The sequence below is a fragment of the Kocuria sp. CPCC 205231 genome (assembly GCF_040980965.1).
Classification (GTDB): domain Bacteria; phylum Actinomycetota; class Actinomycetes; order Actinomycetales; family Micrococcaceae; genus Kocuria; species Kocuria rosea.
Genome location: NZ_JAVKPP010000008.1, coordinates 105,718 through 123,293, shown reverse-complemented (window position 1 = coordinate 123,293; position 17,576 = coordinate 105,718). Strand labels below are relative to the sequence as shown.

16 protein-coding genes and 1 pseudogene are annotated in these 17,576 nt (G+C 71.8%); 5 read left to right on the top strand and 12 right to left on the bottom strand.

Annotation, left to right across the window (positions count from 1 at the left end):
- Window positions 1–44 precede the first annotated feature (44 nt).
- From pstA to pstS, 3 genes are all read right to left on the bottom strand, one after another.
- Window positions 45–1,178 (bottom strand): phosphate ABC transporter permease PstA, encoded by a 1,134-nt coding sequence (pstA, locus tag RF640_RS10475; protein WP_017832012.1) that lies wholly within the window; start codon window positions 1,176–1,178, stop codon window positions 45–47.
- The gene (pstC, locus tag RF640_RS10470) at window positions 1,178–2,113 is read right to left on the bottom strand and encodes a phosphate ABC transporter permease subunit PstC (RefSeq protein WP_017832013.1); all 936 of its coding nucleotides are present in this window, start codon (window positions 2,111–2,113) and stop codon (window positions 1,178–1,180) included. Before pstC ends, pstA begins: the two co-directional genes overlap by 1 nt.
- Window positions 2,114–2,288: 175 nt before the next feature.
- On the bottom strand, window positions 2,289–3,404 hold the full coding sequence (gene pstS, locus RF640_RS10465; protein WP_109222214.1) for a phosphate ABC transporter substrate-binding protein PstS: 1,116 nt from the start codon (window positions 3,402–3,404) through the stop codon (window positions 2,289–2,291).
- Window positions 3,405–3,707: 303 nt separating this feature from the next.
- On the opposite strand from pstS, the gene RF640_RS10460 reads away from it, so the two are divergent.
- Window positions 3,708–4,856, top strand: a complete 1,149-nt coding sequence (locus RF640_RS10460) for an aromatic acid exporter family protein (RefSeq protein ID WP_017832015.1) — start codon at window positions 3,708–3,710, stop codon at window positions 4,854–4,856.
- A 28-nt stretch (window positions 4,857–4,884) separates the two neighbouring features.
- On the opposite strand, the gene RF640_RS10455 is transcribed toward RF640_RS10460, so the two are convergent.
- From RF640_RS10455 to arsB, 3 genes and pseudogenes are all read right to left on the bottom strand, one after another.
- A complete protein-coding gene (locus RF640_RS10455; protein WP_051063706.1) occupies window positions 4,885–5,313 on the bottom strand; it encodes an arsenate reductase ArsC in 429 nt (142 codons plus the stop codon).
- Window positions 5,314–5,331: 18 nt separating this feature from the next.
- Window positions 5,332–5,769 (bottom strand): annotated as a pseudogene (locus RF640_RS10450) (low molecular weight phosphatase family protein); the annotation flags it as partial.
- Entirely contained in the window at window positions 5,747–6,838 is a 1,092-nt protein-coding gene (gene arsB / locus RF640_RS10445) for an ACR3 family arsenite efflux transporter (RefSeq protein ID WP_109222215.1), read from the bottom strand. The pseudogene RF640_RS10450 and the gene arsB, both read right to left, overlap by 23 nt.
- Window positions 6,839–6,922: 84 nt before the next feature.
- On the opposite strand from arsB, the gene RF640_RS10440 reads away from it, so the two are divergent.
- From RF640_RS10440 to disA, 3 genes are read left to right on the top strand one after another with little or no spacing between them, the layout of a single operon-like run.
- Complete coding sequence (locus RF640_RS10440) at window positions 6,923–7,309, top strand: helix-turn-helix transcriptional regulator (protein ID WP_017832018.1); 387 nt, start codon at window positions 6,923–6,925, stop codon at window positions 7,307–7,309.
- A 49-nt stretch (window positions 7,310–7,358) separates the two neighbouring features.
- Window positions 7,359–8,786, top strand: a complete 1,428-nt coding sequence (gene radA, locus RF640_RS10435) for a DNA repair protein RadA (protein WP_095650876.1) — start codon at window positions 7,359–7,361, stop codon at window positions 8,784–8,786.
- A gap of 7 nt (window positions 8,787–8,793) precedes the next feature.
- Complete coding sequence (gene disA, locus RF640_RS10430) at window positions 8,794–9,870, top strand: DNA integrity scanning diadenylate cyclase DisA (RefSeq protein ID WP_031282255.1); 1,077 nt, start codon at window positions 8,794–8,796, stop codon at window positions 9,868–9,870.
- A 16-nt stretch (window positions 9,871–9,886) separates the two neighbouring features.
- Here disA and RF640_RS10425 read toward each other — a convergent pair whose 3' ends face one another.
- A complete protein-coding gene (locus RF640_RS10425; RefSeq protein WP_249033770.1) occupies window positions 9,887–10,546 on the bottom strand; it encodes a hypothetical protein in 660 nt (219 codons plus the stop codon).
- Between the two features lie 120 nt (window positions 10,547–10,666).
- Between RF640_RS10425 and RF640_RS10420 the strand changes: the two genes are divergently transcribed.
- Entirely contained in the window at window positions 10,667–11,644 is a 978-nt protein-coding gene (locus RF640_RS10420) for an A/G-specific adenine glycosylase (protein ID WP_109222217.1), read from the top strand.
- On the opposite strand, the gene RF640_RS10415 is transcribed toward RF640_RS10420, so the two are convergent.
- The 5 genes from RF640_RS10415 to lysS form a co-directional block, all read right to left on the bottom strand.
- Window positions 11,628–12,155 carry an amino-acid N-acetyltransferase gene (locus RF640_RS10415; RefSeq protein WP_035926048.1) on the bottom strand — a complete coding sequence of 176 codons (528 nt, stop codon included), beginning with the start codon at window positions 12,153–12,155 and terminating at the stop codon, window positions 11,628–11,630. The two genes, RF640_RS10420 and RF640_RS10415, sit on opposite strands and share 17 nt — an antisense overlap.
- 132 nt (window positions 12,156–12,287) lie before the next feature.
- Complete coding sequence (locus RF640_RS10410; protein WP_035926045.1) at window positions 12,288–14,852, bottom strand: ATP-dependent Clp protease ATP-binding subunit; 2,565 nt, start codon at window positions 14,850–14,852, stop codon at window positions 12,288–12,290.
- Between the two features lie 304 nt (window positions 14,853–15,156).
- Entirely contained in the window at window positions 15,157–15,489 is a 333-nt protein-coding gene (locus RF640_RS10405) for an Lsr2 family protein (RefSeq protein ID WP_017832025.1), read from the bottom strand.
- Between the two features lie 261 nt (window positions 15,490–15,750).
- Window positions 15,751–15,966: a hypothetical protein gene (locus RF640_RS10400; protein WP_017832026.1), complete on the bottom strand. Its 216-nt coding sequence runs from the start codon at window positions 15,964–15,966 to the stop codon at window positions 15,751–15,753.
- 75 nt (window positions 15,967–16,041) lie between these two features.
- On the bottom strand, window positions 16,042–17,565 hold the full coding sequence (gene lysS / locus RF640_RS10395) for a lysine--tRNA ligase (RefSeq protein ID WP_095650873.1): 1,524 nt from the start codon (window positions 17,563–17,565) through the stop codon (window positions 16,042–16,044).
- Window positions 17,566–17,576 lie beyond the last annotated feature (11 nt).

Below are 17,576 nucleotides of genomic sequence, written 5' to 3'. Positions count from 1 at the left end.
TTCTTTCTCGCAGGGGTGCGTGCGGGATCGGGGTGCGGGGCGCGTCAGCGGCCGGCGACCTTGGGGGCGAACGCCCTCGCGACCAGTCGGGCGACGAGGTTGAGCAGCATCACGATCAGGATCAGCAGCAGCGCCGCGGCCCACGCCCGCTGCTGCGAGGGGTCCGGGCTCGTCGGGGACGTGGGCGTCATGATCTGGTAGTAGATGAACGTGGGCAGCGTGGTCATCCACCCGGAGAACGAGTTCCAGTTGATGGCGGTCGCGAAGCCGGCGGTGACGAGCAGCGGAGCGGTCTCCCCGATGACCCGGGCGATCGCCAGGGTCACGCCGGAGGCGATCCCGGAGATCGCCGTGGGGATGACCACCTTGAGGATCGTCCGCCACTTGCGCACGCCCAGGGCGTAGGCGGCCTCGCGGAGCTCGTTGGGGACGATCTTCAGCATCTCCTCGGTGTTCTTCACGACCGTGGGGATCATCAGCACGGTCAGCGCGACCGCCGCGACGAAGCCGAAGCGGGTGGACGGGCCGAACAGGAGGCCGAAGAGGGCCGCGGCGAACAGGCCGGCCACGATGGAGGGGATGCCCGTCATGACGTCCACGAAGAACGTGATGCCCCGCCCCAGCCAGCCGCCCCGCGAGTACTCCACGAGGTAGATGGCCGTCAGCAGGCCGATCGGGACCGACAGCAGGGTGGCCCAGAAGGTGATGGACACGGTGCCCACGATCGCGTGGTACGCACCGCCCAGCACCGGGCCGTCCCCGGCGGCCGCGGCGTTGTCCGTGGCGCCGGTGACCCCGTTCATGGACGTCAGCAGCAGGTTGGAGGTCAGCCCGGGGAGCCCGTTGGCGAGCACCGTCCAGATCACGGAGATCAGCGGGATCACCGCGAGGACGAAGGCCGTGTAGACGAGGTAGGTCATCAGGGAGTCCGCGCCCTTGCGCCCGCCCTCGATCATCGAGACGACGATCGGCGCGGCGACCAGGAAGACCGCGGCGGCGAGGACGGCCCAGAGGGCCGTGGAGAAGCCCAGGAGCGCCGCGAGGGCGGCGCCCACCACCACGGCGCCGGCACCGATCACGGGCACCAGCCACTTCGGCTTCTGGTTGCGGGTGAGCATCGACCGGCGGGGCGAGGACGGGCGCACGGGCGTGGGACTGCGGAAGGCGGTGGAGGACATCAGTTGGCTCCCGAGAATTCCTTGTAGCGGGCGACGATGGCGCGGGCGATCATGTTCACGACCAGGGTGATCACGAAGAGGATCAGTCCGGCGGCGATGAGCTCGGACAGCCGCAGGCCGTAGGCCTCCGGGAAGTTGAGGGCGATCTCCGCCGCGATGGTCTGGTTGCCGGACTGAACGAGGGACGCGGTGAGCGGTCCGCTCGAGAGCACCAGGGCCACCGCCATGGTCTCACCCAGCGCGCGCCCCAGGGCGAGCATCACCGCGGAGATGATGCCGGGGCGGGCGAAGGGCAGCACCGTCATCCGGATCATCTCCCACCGGGTGGCGCCGAGGGCCAGCGCCGCCTCCTCGTGGAGCTTCGGGGTCTGCACGAACAGCTCCCGGGACATCGCCGTGATGATCGGCAGGATCATGATGGCCAGCACGATCCCGGCCGTGAGCATGGTCTTGCCGGTCTGGGAGGCGGGGCCGCCGAAGATCGGGACGAACCCGAGGTTGGTCGAGAGCCAGTCGTAGAAGGGCACCACCGAGGAGGCCAGGACCGTGGTGCCCCAGGCTCCGTAGATCACCGACGGGATCGCCGCCAGCAGGTCGATGACGTACCCCACGGGCTTGGCGATCCGTGCCGGCGCGTAGTGCGAGATGTACAGGGCCACCAGCACGCCGATCGGGGTGGCGATCACCAGGGCGATCACGGCCGCGATCACCGTGCCGATGACCATCGGCCAGATGTAGGACCAGAAGCCGGCCCCGCCGGAGATCTCCTCGGCCGGGGCCTGGAAGGTGGGCAGCGCCTGCAGGAACAGGAACAGCGCCACGGCCGCCAGGACGGCGAGGATCAGCACGCCGGCCCCGAGGCTGAGCCCGGAGAAGATCGAGTCGCCCGCCTTGCCGCCGGCGGCGGTCTTCCTGGTGGTGACGGTGGTGGACATGTCGGGTGCCCCTTCGATTGCCTGACACGGATGGCGCCGGGACGGGGTGGTGCCCCGGCGCGTGGGTCCGGTGACGCGCCTCACGGGGAAGGCGCCTCACACACGAATGTCCCGTTCGGCGCGGGCACGGGCGGAAGGGCCCGGGCCCGCACCGAACGGGACCAGCAGAACTGGATCAGCCGGCGACCGTGATCTGGTCGATCGCCTCCTGCGCGGCGGTGCGCAGGCTCTCGGACATGGGAGCGGAACCGGCGGCCTCGGACGCCGCCTGCTGCCCCTCCTCGCTGATGACGTACTCGCCGAACGCCTTCGCGAGGTCAGCGGTCTCCTGGGAATCGTACTGCGGGCAGAAGATCTCGTAGGACACGAGCACGATCGGGTAGGTCCCGGACTCGGTGGTGTCGCGCTCCAGGTCCATCGCCATGTCGTACTCGGCGCGGCCCTCGACCGGGGAGGAGTTCTCGACGGCGGCGGAGGCGGCCTCCGGGGAGTAGTTCACATACTCCTCGCCGACGCCCACGGCCACGGTGCCGAGGTCGCCCACGGCGGAGGCGTCCGCGTAGGTGATGGCGCCCTCGGTGGCGCCGGCGGACTGGACCACGCCGGCGGTGCCCTTGTTGTTCTCCGCGGCCCACTGGGACGGCCAGTTGCCGGAGACCTCCTCGGTCCACACCTCGGGGGCGGCCGCGGCCAGGTACTCCTGGAAGTTCTCGGTGGTGCCGGACTCGTCGTTGCGGTGCACCACGGTGATCGGGGTCTCCGGCAGCTCCGCGTCGGGGTTCTGCTCGGCGATCGCGGGGTCGTTCCACTCGGTGATCTCGCCGGTGAAGACCTGGGCGATGGTCTCGCCGTCCATGTTCACGGTGTCGACGCCGGGCAGGTTGAAGGCCACCGCGATCGGGGAGATGTAGGCCGGGACGTGGAAGCCGCCGTCGGGGCCGCAGACCTCCTTCGACGCCTCGTACTCCTCGTCGTCGAGGTAGGCGTCGGAGCCCGCGAAGTCCGCCCCGCCGGCGATGAAGGCCTCGCGGCCGGCACCCGAGCCGTCCGGGGAGTACTGCACCGTGGCCTCGGGGTTGGCCTCCTGGAAGCCGTTCTGCCACGCGGTCATGGCGGCCTGCTGCGAGGACGCGCCGATACCCGTCAGCGTGCCGGAGACGCCGGCGCCGGCGGCCGAGGTCTCGGTGGAGCCGGAGCCTTCGCCCGTGGCGTTGTCCGAACCGCACGCGGTGAGCGCCAGCGAGCCGATGGCGAGAACGGCTGCGGAACGGCCGAGGTGGGAAACCTTCACTTGAGTAGCCCCTTCAGATCACAGTGGTGCCCCGTCGAGGGGCCGTCGTTCGATGTGGCGCCGGCAGAGTTCCGGGCCGGTGCGAGAGGTGGATCTGCGGGCGGGCCGCGGACCTCTCACCGAGAGACGCTAGGGAGCGCAGGTGGCCAGATTGGCCCGTGAAGGTGAACGGAGGGTGAACACCGCCCCCCGCAGCCGTGCCGTCGTTGCACATCTCACACCGCGCCCACCCGATCCCGGCCCGGTGCGGGGGCTCCGGCCCCCCGCACCGGCGGTCCCGTGCTGCTCGCCTAGGATGGCCCCATGCAGCCAGGCAACCGTGCGCGAGCCGCGGCCCGCGCGGTGCGCAGCCGCACCCGGATCGGTGTGACGCGGGTCCGGACGGGGCTGCTCCAGAGCTTCCAGATCACGGTCGCCAGCGTCGGCGCCTACGTGATCGCGGAGCAGCTGCTGGGCCACTCCGGGCCCATCTTCGCGGCCACCGCGGCCCTCGTGGCCCTGGGCTTCGCGAAGGACGGGCTGCGCTACCGGCGGGTCCTCGAGGTCTCGATCGGCTGCACCCTCGGCATCGCCGTGGGGGACACGCTGATCCACGTCCTGGGCACGGGCGTCTGGCAGGCCGGCGTGGTCCTGATGACCTCGATCCTGCTCGCCCGCTTCCTGGACAACGGCACGCTGTTCACCACCCAGATGGGGCTGCAGTCGGTGCTCGTGGTCCTGCTGCCGCCGTCCCAGGACGGGGTCTTCGCGCGGTCCACGGACGCGGTCGTGGGCGGGCTGTGCGCCCTGGCCATGGCCTACTTCGTGCCCACGGACCCGCGGAGCCAGCCGCGCCAGGGCCTGCGGGCGCTCGTCGACGAGTTCTCCGGGGTGCTCCGGGAGGCGAGCCGGGCCATGGAGGACTACGACGCCACCGCCGCCTGGCACGCCCTCGTGCGTGCCCGGCAGACCCAGCCGCTGGTGGACTCGGTGACGTCCGGACTGAAGTCGGCCCTCGAGATCGCCACGGCCTCGCCGCTCTACCGCGGCCGCCGCGCGGAGGTCGAGGGGATCGCCCACTCCATCCGCTACCTGGACCTCGCCGTGCGCAACGCCCGGGTGCTCACCCGCCGCCTCGCCTCCGTGCTCAACCACGTGACGCTCTCCGACGAGGCCGTGGCCGCCATGAGCGCCGCCCTCGAGGACCTCGCGGACGCCGTCGTCACCCTGGGCAACGCGCTCGCGGTGGCCTCCCCCGGCTCCCGGGAGAGCTACCTTCGCCAGGCACGCAACGAGCTGGCGAACGTGGCCGGGCGCCTGCACCCCGGGCAGATGGGGGTGCGCACCATGGAGGGCGAGACCCTGGTGCTGGACATGCGCCCGATGGTCGTGGACCTGCTGGAGGCGGCCGGGATGACGCACGACGAGGCGCGGGACCAGCTCCCCCGGCTCGAGGGCTGGGACCGCGCCTGAGCCGGGACGGTCCCGGCCCCGAGGCCCCTCAGCCGGCGGTCTCGCCGGGCAGGAGCTCCGCGATCAGCTGCTGGATCCGGGCCCTGATCTCGTCCCGGATGGGGCGCACGGACTCCACGCCCTTCCCCGCCGGGTCCGCCAGCGCCCAGTCCTCGTACCGCTTGCCCGGGTAGAACGGGCACGCGTCCCCGCAGCCCATGGTGATGACCACGTCGGAGTCCTGCACGGCCTCGTCGGTGAGGACCTTGGGGGTCTCGGCGCTCATGTCGATGCCCTCCTCGGCCATCGCCGCCACGGCGGCCGGGTTCACGGAGTCCGCCGGCGCGGAGCCGGCCGAGCGCACCTCGATGCGCCCCCGGGAGAGGTGGCTGAGGTAGGCGGCGGCCATCTGCGAGCGCCCGGCGTTGTGCACGCACACGAACAGGACGCTGGGCCGGTCCGTGCGCTCCGCGGTCAGCTCGTCCAGCAGCCGCCGGACCCGGGTGTCGATGTCGTCGCGGACCAGGCGCATCCGCTCCGCGCCCTCGATGCCGCGGACGGAGGGCTCGTCGGTGTGCCAGGTCTCGATCGTTCCGGTCATCCCCTCGACCGGCTCGACCCTCGCCTCATCGCCCAGTACGACCACCCGGTCGACCCGGCGCAGCAGCTCGGGGTCGATGGGCTTCGGCGTTCCGGAGGACATGTCCGCACCGACCTCGGCGACCACCTCGGCGGACAGGGCGTTGATCTTGCTGCCGGGCTTCGTGCCGGCGGAGTGGACCTCTACCGCCCCACGGGCGTGGTGTTCCATGAGGGCTGCGGCCATCTGGGACTTGCCGCCGTTCTTGGCGCACACGAACAGGACGGAAGGCTGGGTGGTCTCGCTCAACGGTTGCTCCTGGATCTGGGGGTCAGCGGGTGGGGACGGTGGCATCGCCGGGGAAGAGCTTCCGGCCCACCCACAGGGACACGTAGACCAGCGCGACGAGCACGGGCACCTCGATGAGGGGGCCGACCACGCCCGCCAGGGCCTGTCCGGAGGTGACTCCGAAGGTGCCGATGGCCACGGCGATGGCGAGCTCGAAGTTGTTGCCGGCGGCGGTGAACGCCACGGTGGTGGACTTCGCGTAGTTCAGTCCCAGCGCCCGGGAGGCCAGCAGGGCCACCCCGAACATGAGGAAGAAGTAGACGACCAGGGGCAGGGCGATCCGGGCGACGTCCCAGGGGTTGGAGGTGATGGCGTCACCCTGCAGGGCGAAGAGCAGCACGATGGTGAACAGCAGCCCGTACAGGGCCCAGGGACCGAGCTTGGGCAGGAACGTGGTCTCGTACCACTCCCGGCCCCTGGCCTTCTCGCCCAGGGTGCGGGTGAGGAACCCGGCGACCAGCGGGATCCCGAGGAACACCAGGACGCTCAGCACGATCGACCACACCGAGAACTCGGCCGAGGTGGTGGCCAGGCCCAGCCAGGCCGGGAGGACCTGGAGGTAGAACCAGCCCAGGGCGCCGAAGGCGATGACCTGGAACACGGAGTTGACCGCCACCAGCACGGCGGCGGCCTCCCGGTCCCCGCAGGCGAGGTCGTTCCAGATCAGCACCATCGCGATGCAGCGGGCCAGGCCCACGATGATCAGCCCCGTGCGGTACTCGGGCAGGTCAGGCAGGAAGATCCAGGCCAGGGCGAACATCAGCGCCGGCCCGACGATCCAGTTCAGCACCAGGGACGCCCCCATCAGGCGCTTGTCGCCGGCCACGCGGTGCGTCTCGTCGTAGCGGACCTTGGCCAGCACCGGGTACATCATCACCAGCAGCCCGATCGCGATGGGCAGCGACACCTCGCCGATCCGCACGGCCTCCAGGGCGGTGTTCAAGCCCGGGACGAAGCGACCGAGCAGCAGGCCGGCGACCATGGCCGCGATGATCCAGGCGGGCAGCCAGCGGTCGAGGAAGGACAGGTCCTTCATCACCCCGTGGGAGGCAGCGGAGGCGGTGGTGGTGCTCATGGGCGGGCGAACCTCTTCACATCGACGGGCATCTATCCCGCACAGTACGGGTCACATCGACGCCCGTCAATGTAGGATGGGGGGATGACTCCCGCTCCGGACCTCGACAGCACGGCCGACGCCGGGACCGCCGACCGGTGCGCCCCCGGCGCGCCGGCCACGGAGTGCTGCTCGCTCTCGGGCGGGCCCATGGGTCACGACGACGCCCGGCGCGTGGCGGGCCTGCTCAAGGCCCTGGCCGACCCCACCCGGCTGCGCCTGCTCTCCCACGTGGCCGCCCAGGGCTGCGACACCGTGTGCGTCTGCAGCCTCACGGACGACCTCGGCATCAGCCAGCCCACGGTCAGCCACCACATGAAGAAGCTGGTCGAGGCCGGCCTGCTCACCCGCGAGCAGCGCGGCAAGTGGGCGCACTACTCCGTGGTGCCCGGGGCGTTCGCGGAGCTGCGCGCCTTCCTCGACCTGCGCTGAGCCGGCCGCGGCGCTTGGGCCGTCCGAGGCGGCGGCTAGCCTGGACGCCATGAGCACCCGCACCCGCCGCAACTCCCCCGCCTACCGCTGCACCGAGTGCGGCTGGAGCACCGCCAAGTGGGTGGGCCGCTGCGGGGAGTGCCAGGCGTGGGGCACGGTCGAGGAGATCGGCGAGCACAAGGCCCGCACCACGGCCGCCCGGTCGATCGCCGAGCCCGCCCGTCCCATCGCCCAGGTGGACGCCACGGTGGCGGCCTCCGCGCCCACCGGGGTGCCCGAGCTGGACCGGGTCCTCGGCGGCGGACTGGTCCCCGGCGCGGTCGTGCTGATGGCGGGCGAGCCCGGGGTCGGGAAGTCGACGCTGCTGCTCGACGTCGCCGCCCGCTTCGCGGAGGGCGCGGGCGAGGGCACCCGCGACGTCCTCTACGTCACCGGCGAGGAGTCCGCGGCGCAGGTGAAGCTGCGCGCGGACCGGATCGACGCCGTGGCGCCCACCCTGTACCTCACCGCCGAGACGGACCTGGCCACGGCGCTGGGCCACATCGAGAAGATCTCCCCCCGCCTGCTCGTGGTCGACTCCGTGCAGACGCTGGCCAGCGCCGAGGTCGAGGGCTCCGCGGGCGGGGTGACGCAGGTCCGGGAGGTCGCCGCCTCCCTGATCGCCGCGGCCAAGAAGCGGAACATGACCACGCTGCTCGTGGGGCACGTGACCAAGGACGGCTCCATCGCCGGGCCGCGGCTGCTCGAGCACCTGGTGGACGTCGTGTGCCAGTTCGAGGGCGAGAAGCACTCCCGGATCCGGCTGCTGCGGGCGGTCAAGAACCGCTACGGCCCCACGGACGAGGTCGGCTGCTTCGACCTCACCGAGACCGGGATCACGAGCGTGGAGGACCCCTCGGGCCTGTTCGTCTCCCGCACGGCCCTGCCCGTCTCCGGCACGTGCCTCACGGTGACCCTGGAGGGCCGCCGGCCCCTGCTCGCCGAGGTGCAGGCGCTGCTGGACCGCTCCTCCACCGCCCAGCCCCGGCGGGCCACCGCCGGCCTGGACTCCCAGCGGGTCGCCATGCTGCTCGCCGTGCTGCAGCGGCGGGCCGGCGTGAACCTGGCCGGGCTGGACTGCTACGTCTCCACGGTCGGCGGGGTGAAGCTCACGGAGCCGTCCACCGACCTCGCCGTAGCCATGGCGCTGGCCTCGGCCGCGCAGGACCGGCCCCTGCCGCAGCGCCTGGTGTGCTTCGGGGAGGTGGGCCTGGCCGGCGAGGTGCGGCCCGTCCCGGGCATCGGGCGCCGCATCCAGGAGGTCGCCCGGCTGGGCTTCACCCACGCGGTCGTGCCCGCGAGCCCCACCGGCCCGGGCCCCGTCCCGGCGGGGTTCACCGTCCGGGAGGTGACCACCATCAGCGACGCCATGGAGCTGCTCTTCCCCCGGTCCGCCGCCGCGCCCGCCCGGAACCGGCAGACCGCCGCGGCCGTATGATGTGACCGTGGCGAAGACCCCTGAGAACGCACTGCGCAAGACGCTGGCCCGCATCGCACCCGGCACCGAACTGCGCACCGGTCTCGAGCGGATCCTGCGCGGGCGCACAGGCGGGCTGCTCGTGCTCGGCTTCGACCGCTCCGTCGAGGCCATCTGCTCCGGCGGCTTCGACATCGACACCGACTTCACCGCGCCCAGGCTGCGGGAGCTGGCCAAGATGGACGGCGCCATCATCTGCGACCGGGACGCCACCCGCATCCTGAAGGCCGGGGTGCAGCTGGTCCCCGACGCCTCGATCGGCACCACGGAGTCCGGCACCCGGCACCGCTCCGCGGAGCGCACCGCCAAGGAGACCGGGGTGCCGGTGATCTCCGTGAGCCAGTCCATGAGCGTCATCACGATCTACGTGGGCGAGACCCGGTACGCCATCGAGGGCTCCCAGTCGATCATGGCCCGCGCCAACCAGGCCCTGCAGACCCTCGAGCACTACAGCCACCGGATGGAGCAGGTGCTCGGCAACCTCTCCTCGCTCGAGATCGAGGCGTCCGTGACGGTGCGGGACGTGGCCCTGACGCTCCAACGCATGGAGATGGTCCGGCGGATCTCCTCCGAGATCGGCTGGTACGTGCTCGAGCTCGGCGTGGACGGGCGGCTCATCGCGCTGCAGCTCGAGGAGCTCACCGCGGGCACCGGCCCGGGGCCGGACGTGGTGCTGCGCGACTACCTGCCCGACGGCACCCCCGCGGAGGGCATCGAGGAGGGACTGGGGCGGCTCGCCGAGCTCACGCCCACGGAGCTCATCGACCTGCAGCGGATCGCGGTGTCGGTGGGTCTCGTCGAGCCGCAGGGCAGCCTCGAGACCGACCTGCACCCGCACGGCTACCGGCTGCTGGAGGGCATCAAGTCGATGCCCCGGGCGGTCGCCAACCGGCTGGTGCGCCAGTTCGACGGCCTGCAGTCCCTGATGGCCGCCAACCTGGAGGACCTCAAGGCGGTCGAGGGCATCGGCGAGCAGCGGGCCCGCACGGTGCGCGAGTCCCTCTCCCGGATGGCCGAGACCAGCCTGCTCGAACGCTTCATGTGAGCCGCGCGCGGCGCGCTCACTCCAGGACGAACGGCACCGGCTCCGCGGTGCGCTCCCCGAGGGACGTCACGAGACGGTAGTACCCGGCCTGGGCCTCGCCCCCCGCCTCCGCGCAGCCCTCGGCGGTGCGCAGGCGGTTCCACGTCAGCCGGGCAACCTTCTCCTGTCCGGGCTCGACCGTCACCTCCGCGTCCTCGGAGCCGGCCTGGCAGTGCCTGCTGTCGAAGACGGTGTCCGCCCCCGAGGTCACCTCGTAGACCATCCGGGACGTGCCCGCGTTGACGCGGCAGGGGTCCTCCCCGGTGTTCTCCAGGGTCAGCTCGAGGACCGGCTCGACGTCCTCCGGGTAGCTCTCCCGGTCCGTCGACGCCCGCACGGCGAGGTCGGGGCCGCACTCCTCGACCGGACCCTCCGTGGCGGGCGCGGACGCGGACCCGGACGCGGACCCGGACGCCGACGCGCTCTCGTCCGGCCGCGGCGTGAAGTCCGCGAAGGGCTCCTCCGAGGCCGCGGCGGCCGAGGCGGTGGCGGCCTCCGGCGCCGGGACGTCCTCCGTCTCCCCGGAGCCGAGCATGCCCGCGACCGCGGAGACCAGTCCCACCGCCACGAGCACCAGCAGCACGCCCGCCGCGAGGGCCGCCACGAGCCGGCGGCGCCGGTACACCTCGGGGCTCAAGCGCCGGGATCCGGGGTCGCGGGGAGCTCGTCCGTCGTCGTCGTGACCGTTCCCCGACCGTCCGTGGGGGGTGCTCCCGGAACCCTTCTGCGCCATGCTCCCAGGCTACAGTGGACTGCGATGAGCTCCCCGCACACTGCCCCGACCGCCGCCGCGGAGCCCGCTCCGCCGGGCCTGCACCGGGCCGTGACCGACTGGTTCGACGACGCCGCCCGGGACCTGCCGTGGCGGGACCCGTCCTGCTCCCCGTGGGGGGTCATGGTCAGCGAGTTCATGCTCCAGCAGACGCCCGTGGTGCGCGTGCTGCCCGTGTGGCGGGCGTGGATGCAGCGCTGGCCGCGGCCCGCGGACCTCGCGGCGGAGAGCACCGGGGAGGCCGTGCGCGCCTGGGGCCGGCTCGGCTATCCGCGGCGGGCCCTGCGGCTGCACGCGGCCGCCGTCGAGATCACCGAGCACCACGGGGGCCGGGTGCCGGCCGCGCACGAGCTGCTGCTGGCCCTGCCCGGGGTGGGCGCCTACACGGCCGCCGCGATCGCGGTCTTCGCCTTCGGCGACCGGCAGACCGTGGTGGACACGAACATCCGCCGCGTGCACGCCCGGGTGGTCACGGGGCGGGCCCTGCCCTCGCGGTCGCTGACCGCCGCCGAGCTCCGGCTCGCGGAGGAGCTGATGCCCGCCGACGACGCCCTGGCCGTGCGCTGGAACCAGGCCGTGATGGAGCTCGGCGCCCTCGTCTGCACGGCCCGCTCCCCCCGCTGCGAGCAGTGCCCGGTGCGGGACGCGTGCGCGTGGGTCGCCGCGGGCCGGCCCGAGCCCGTCGAGGCGCCCCGCGGCCAGGCCTGGCACGGCACGGACCGCCAGGTCCGCGGGGCGATCATGGCCGTGCTGCGGGCCGGGTCCGCGCCGGTGCCGGCAGTCTCCCTCACGGGTCCCGTGGACGTCGCCACGGGCGCGGGACTGGCGCCGGAGGCCCTGCGGGCCCTGGACGCCCTGCACGGGCTGGGCGCCCCGGAGGAGCAGCGCCGGCGCGCCCTGGACGGGCTGCTGCGGGACGGGCTGGCCGCCGCGGGACCGTCCGGGGTCAGTCTTCCGGGCTGAGCTGGAGCAGCATCCGGGTGTTGCCGAGGGTGTTGGGCTTCACCCGGGCGAGGTCCAGGTACTCGGCGACGCCCTCGTCGTGCGAGCGCAGCAGCTCGGCGAACACGTCGGGGTGCACCTGGTTCTGGTTGGGCATGACCGCGAAGCCGTGCCGGCTGAAGAAGTCGACCTCGAAGGTCAGGCAGAACACGCGCGAGACCCCCACGGCGCGGGCCCGCTCGATCAGCCCGGCCAGCAGGGTGCGTCCCACCCCGCGGCCCCGCCACTCGTCGGAGGTCGCCAGGGTGCGGACCTCGCCCAGGTCCTCCCACATCACGTGCAGGGCGCCGCAGCCGACGAGACCGGCCTGCTCGTCCCCGACCGCCTCCACCACCAGGAACTCCTGGATGCCCTCGTAGTAGGCGACCGTGTCCTTGTTGATCAGCACCCCGGCGCGCGCCAGGGGGGCCACGAGGTCCTTGATGGCGGGGACGTCGGAGGTGCGGGCGGGTCGCAGGCGCAGGTCGGTCACGACCCCCAGTGTACGCTTGCGAACTCCGCCGGCCCGCCGGAGCCTCCCTCCGTGACCGTCCCCACTTGGGCGGACGCCGAGGGGCCCGCCGCGCGGTTGCGCGACGGGCCCCTCGGCGGACACCCGGCCGGCTCAGCCCTCGGAGCGGTTCTCACCGTCGCCGCGGGCGACGTCGACGTCCTCGAGGCCGCCCATCGGGTCGACCATGCCGTCGCCGGTGAGGTCGGACATCGGGGTGGAGGAGAAGGTCAGCTTCTCCGCGTCCCCCTCGCCCTCGGTGTCCACGAAGATCTTCTCCCCGGTGCTGATCTCCCCGAAGAGGATCTTCTCGGACAGCTGGTCCTCGATCTCCCGCTGCATGGTGCGGCGCAGCGGGCGGGCGCCCATGGACGGGTCGTAGCCCTTGCGGCTGACCCACCGCTTCGCGGCGTCGGAGAGCTCGATCGACATGCCCTGGTCGCGCAGCCGCTCCTGCAGCCGGGCCACGAACAGGTCCACGATCTGCACGATCTCGTTCTCGGTGAGCTGCGGGAAGACGATGATCTCGTCCACGCGGTTGAGGAACTCGGGCCGGAAGTGCTCCTTGAGCTCGTCCTGCACCTTCGCCTGCATGCGCTCGTAGTTGGACGCGGGGTCCACGCCGGTCTGGAAGCCGACCGGGACGGCACGGGAGATGTCCTTGGTGCCCAAGTTCGTGGTCATGATGATCACGGTGTTCTTGAAGTCCACCACCCGGCCCTGCGAGTCGGTCAGGCGACCGTCCTCGAGGATCTGCAGCAGCGAGTTGAACAGGTCCTGGTGCGCCTTCTCGACCTCGTCGAAGAGCACCACCGAGAACGGCTTGCGGCGCACCTTCTCGGTGAGCTGGCCGCCCTCCTCGTAGCCCACGTAGCCCGGAGGGGCGCCGAAGAGCCGGGAGACGGTGTGCTTCTCCTGGTACTCGGACATGTCCAGGGTGATGAGGGCGTCCTCGTCCCCGAACAGGAACTCCGCCAGCGCCTTCGCGAGCTCGGTCTTGCCGACGCCCGTGGGCCCGGCGAAGATGAACGACCCGCCCGGGCGCTTGGGGTCCTTCAGGCCCGCCCGGGTGCGGCGCATCGACCGGGAGAGCGCCTTGATGGCGTCGTCCTGGCCGATGATGCGCTTGTGCAGCTCGTCCTCCATGTGCAGGAGACGGCCCGTCTCCTCCTCGGTGAGCTTGTAGACGGGCACTCCCGTGGAGGCGGAGAGGACGTCGGAGATGACCTCGGGGGTCACCTCGGCGAGCTCGTCGCCGCCCTCGCGCCAGGCACGGTCCTTGTCGTCCCGCTCCGCGATGAGCTTCTGCTCCGTGTCGCGCAGCGAGGCGGCCTTCTCGTAGTCCTGACCGTCGATCGCGGCCTCCTTGAGCCGCTTGACCTCGACGATGCGGTCGTCGAGCTCCTTGATCTCCGGCGGGGCGGTCATCCGCTTGATGCGCAGGCGCGCACCGGCCTCGTCGATCAGGTCGATCGCCTTGTCCGGCAGGAACCGGTCGGAGACGTACCGGGCGGCCAGGTGCACCGCCGCCTCGAGGGCGTCGTCCGAGATCGAGACGCGGTGGTGCGCCTCGTACTTGTCGCGCAGGCCCTTGAGGATCTCCACGGCGTGCGCCTCGGAGGGCTCGTCCACCTGGATCGGCTGGAAGCGGCGCTCGAGAGCCGCGTCCTTCTCGATGTGCTTGCGGTACTCGTCGAGGGTCGTGGCGCCGATCGTCTGCAGCTCGCCCCGGGCCAGCATGGGCTTGAGGATCGAGGCGGCGTCGATCGCGCCCTCGGCCGCGCCGGCGCCCACGAGGGTGTGGATCTCGTCGATGAACAGGATGATGTCCCCGCGGGTGCGGATCTCCTTGAGCACCTTCTTGAGCCGCTCCTCGAAGTCGCCGCGGTAGCGGGAGCCCGCCACCAGGGACCCGAGGTCCAGGGTGTAGAGGTGCTTGTCCTTGAGCGTCTCCGGGACGTCGCCGCGCACGATGGCCTGGGCCAGGCCCTCGACCACCGCGGTCTTGCCCACGCCGGGCTCGCCGATCAGCACCGGGTTGTTCTTGGTGCGCCGGGAGAGGATCTGCATGACCCGCTCCATCTCGCGGAACCGCCCGATGACGGGGTCCAGCTTGCCCTCGCGGGCGGCCGCGGTGAGGTTGCGGCCGAACTGGTCCAGCACGGCCGAGCCCGCGGGCGTGCCCTCGGACTGGCCGGCCGAGCGCACGCCGGCGCCCTCCTTCTCGGGGGTGCCCCCGCCCTGGTAGCCGGAGATCAGCTCCAGCACGGTGGAGCGCACCTTCTGGGGCTCCGCGCCGAGCTTGGTCAGCACCTGCGCCGCCACGCCCTCGCCCGCGCGGATGATGCCCAGCAGGATGTGCTCGGTGCCGATGTAGTTGTGGCCGAGCTGGAGGGCCTCGCGCAGCGAGAGCTCGAGGACCTTCTTGGCCCGGGGGGTGAAGGGGATGTGCCCGGACGGGGCCTGCTGGCCCGGTCCGATGATGTCCTGGACCTGCTCGCGGGCGCCGGTGAGGGTGATGCCCATCGAGTCGAGCGCCTTGGCGGCCACTCCCTCGCCCTCGTGGATCAGCCCGAGCAGCAGGTGCTCGGTGCCGATGTAGTTGTGGTTGAGCATCCTGGCCTCTTCCTGGGCCAGCACCACGACCCGGCGGGCGCGGTCGGTGAAGCGTTCGAACATGGATACTCCTCAGTCGATGTCTGCACCCGATGCTACGCACCCGAGGGGGTGATCGGGGGGCTGTTCGCCACCGGCGAGAAGACCGGACGGCCGGGGCGCGGGCCGTCCCCGGAACAGCCCGGGGGAAATGCCGGTGTTCGCGTCCGCACCGGCAAAGGCGCAGGTCATCAAAAGAATGCCGGGGCATTTCGTGCCCGGGCCCCGCGGCGGCCGATAGGGGCACGGGCCCGGCGGAAGGAAAAGGGAAAGGAGGGACCGGCGGACCGGCCCCTCCTCTATTCCGCCGGACGCGGAACGCGCGCTCTTATTTGTGGGCGTCGTAGTACGCCTTCTGCACGTCCTGGTGAATACGGCCGCGGTCGGAGACCGGGTGGCCGTTCTCTCGGGCCCACTGCCGGATGGCGGCGGTGTCCGGATTGGACTTGCCGGTGGGCCGGGCCTGCTTGGACGTCTGCTTGCCCTGCTGGGCGCGCCGGGCCTTGGCGATGAAGGGCCGCACGGCGTCGCGCAGCTTGGCGGCGTTCTCCTCGGAGAGGTCGATCTCGTACTGCGCGCCGTCGAGGCCGAAGCGCACGGTCTCCTCCGCGGGCCCGCCGTCGAGGTCGTCCTCGAGAATGATCTGCACGGTCTGTGCCATAACTGGAACTCTCCTCCGCCTTTCGGCGCTCGTCTCTGCCCGGCCGCGCCGAGAGCGGCGCTTCCTGAGGCGGTGCTGATTCCCCCGTGTGATACCGGATGATCCTGATCGTGAATTCCGGAGAACTCCGACGGACCCGAACACCCGGCGTCGTCGAGTTTATCCTACAATTACCGGGCGGAATTCAACAGCACGAAAAGGCGGACAAACAGGGCGCCAATTCGAATTCATTCGAAAGACGGTGCGGCGGGGGCCGGGAGCTCAGCGCTCCGTCCGGCGGCCGCGGCGCGGGGAGTGGCCGAACGGCAGGTCCTCGCCGTCGCGCTGCTTGAGCTCCTCGTACCAGCGCTCGGCGTCCTCCTGCGAGCGGGACTCGACGGCGCGCTCCGTGCGGTCGCCGCGGAAGATCCAGCGGAGGATGAACCAGAAGATGATGCCGATGCTGATCGAGGGCAGCAGGACAGCGATGTATTCCATGGGTGCGATTCTCCCGGGGAGATCTGGGCGGAGGCTGGGGACGGCGAGGGGCCGCGGCACGGCCGCGGCCCGGGCTCAGTCCTGCTCGGGCTTCATGAGGGGGAACAGGATGGTCTCCCGGATCCCCAGGTCGGTGAAGAGCATGATGAGCCGGTCCAGGCCCAGGCCCAGGCCGCCCATGGGCGGGGCGCCGTGCTCGAGGGCGCGCAGGAAGTCCTCGTCCAGCCGCATGGCCTCGTCGTCGCCGGCCGCGGCCCGGTGGGACTGCTCGGTGAGCCGCTCGCGCTGGACCACGGGGTCGATCAGCTCGGAGAACGCCGTGCCGCGCTCCATCCCCCCGATGATCAGGTCCCACGCCTCGATCAGGCCGTGCTCGGAGCGGTGCTGGCGGGCGAGCGGCTGCGCCGAGGGCGGGTAGTCGCACACGAAGGTCGGCTGGACCAGGGTGGGCTCCACGATCTCGCCGAACAGCTCGAGCACGTACTTCTCCGCGTCCCACATCGGGCCGACGGGGACCTCGTGCTCCTCGGCGATCCGGTGCAGGGTCTCCACGGGGGTCTCCGGGGTGATCCGCTGCCCCACGGCCTCGGAGAGGGCGGGGTAGACGGACAGCCAGCGCCACTCCCCGCGCAGGTCGATCGTGCCCTTGTCCGTCTCGATGGTGTCGACGCCCAGGGCGTCGGCGCACGCGAGGATGATCTCCTTGATCCGCTCGGCCATCGTGAACTGGTCGGCGTAGGCCTCGTAGGCCTCCAGGGTGGTGAACTCGGGGCTGTGCGAGGAGTCGACGCCCTCGTTGCGGAAGACCCGCCCGATCTCGAAGACCCGCTCGATCCCGCCGACCACGGCGCGCTTGAGGTAGAGCTCCGTGGCGATGCGCAGGGTCATGTCCTGGTCGAACGCGTTGAGGTGCGTCTCGAACGGCCGGGCCGTGGCCCCGCCGTGCACGAGCTGCAGGATCGGCGTCTCGATCTCCACGTAGCCGCGCTCCACCAGGACGTTGCGCACCGTCTGGATGATCCGCGCCCGCTGCACGACGACGTCGCGGGCCTCGGGCCGGACGATGAGGTCGAGGTAGCGCCGGCGCACCCGGGTCTCCTCGCTGAGCTCGTTGTGCAGCGTGGGCAGAGGCCGGAGCGCCTTGGACGCCATGGTCCAGGCGTCGGCCATCACGGAGAGCTCGCCGCGGCGGGAGGCGATCACCTCGCCGTGCACGGCGACGAAGTCGCCGAGGTCCACGAGGGACTTCCACTCGCCCAGGGACTCCTCCCCCACCTTCGCCAGGGAGAGCATCACCTGCAGGCGGGTGCCGTCCCCCTCCTGGAGGGTGGCGAAGCACAGCTTGCCGGTGTTGCGCACGAAGACCACGCGCCCGGCCACGCCGACGAACTGCCCGGTCTCCTCGCCGGGCTCGAGGTGGCCGTGGGCCTCCCGCACCTCGGCGAGGGTGTGCGTGCGCTCCACGCCCACGGGGTAGGCCTCCCGGCCCGACTCGAGGAGCCGGGCGCGCTTGGCGAGGCGGAACTGCATCTGGTCCGAGAGCTCGGCCTGCTCGGCCTCTGCCTGGGCGGTCGGGGAGGTGTTCTGCGCGTTGGTCACAGTTGTCCAGG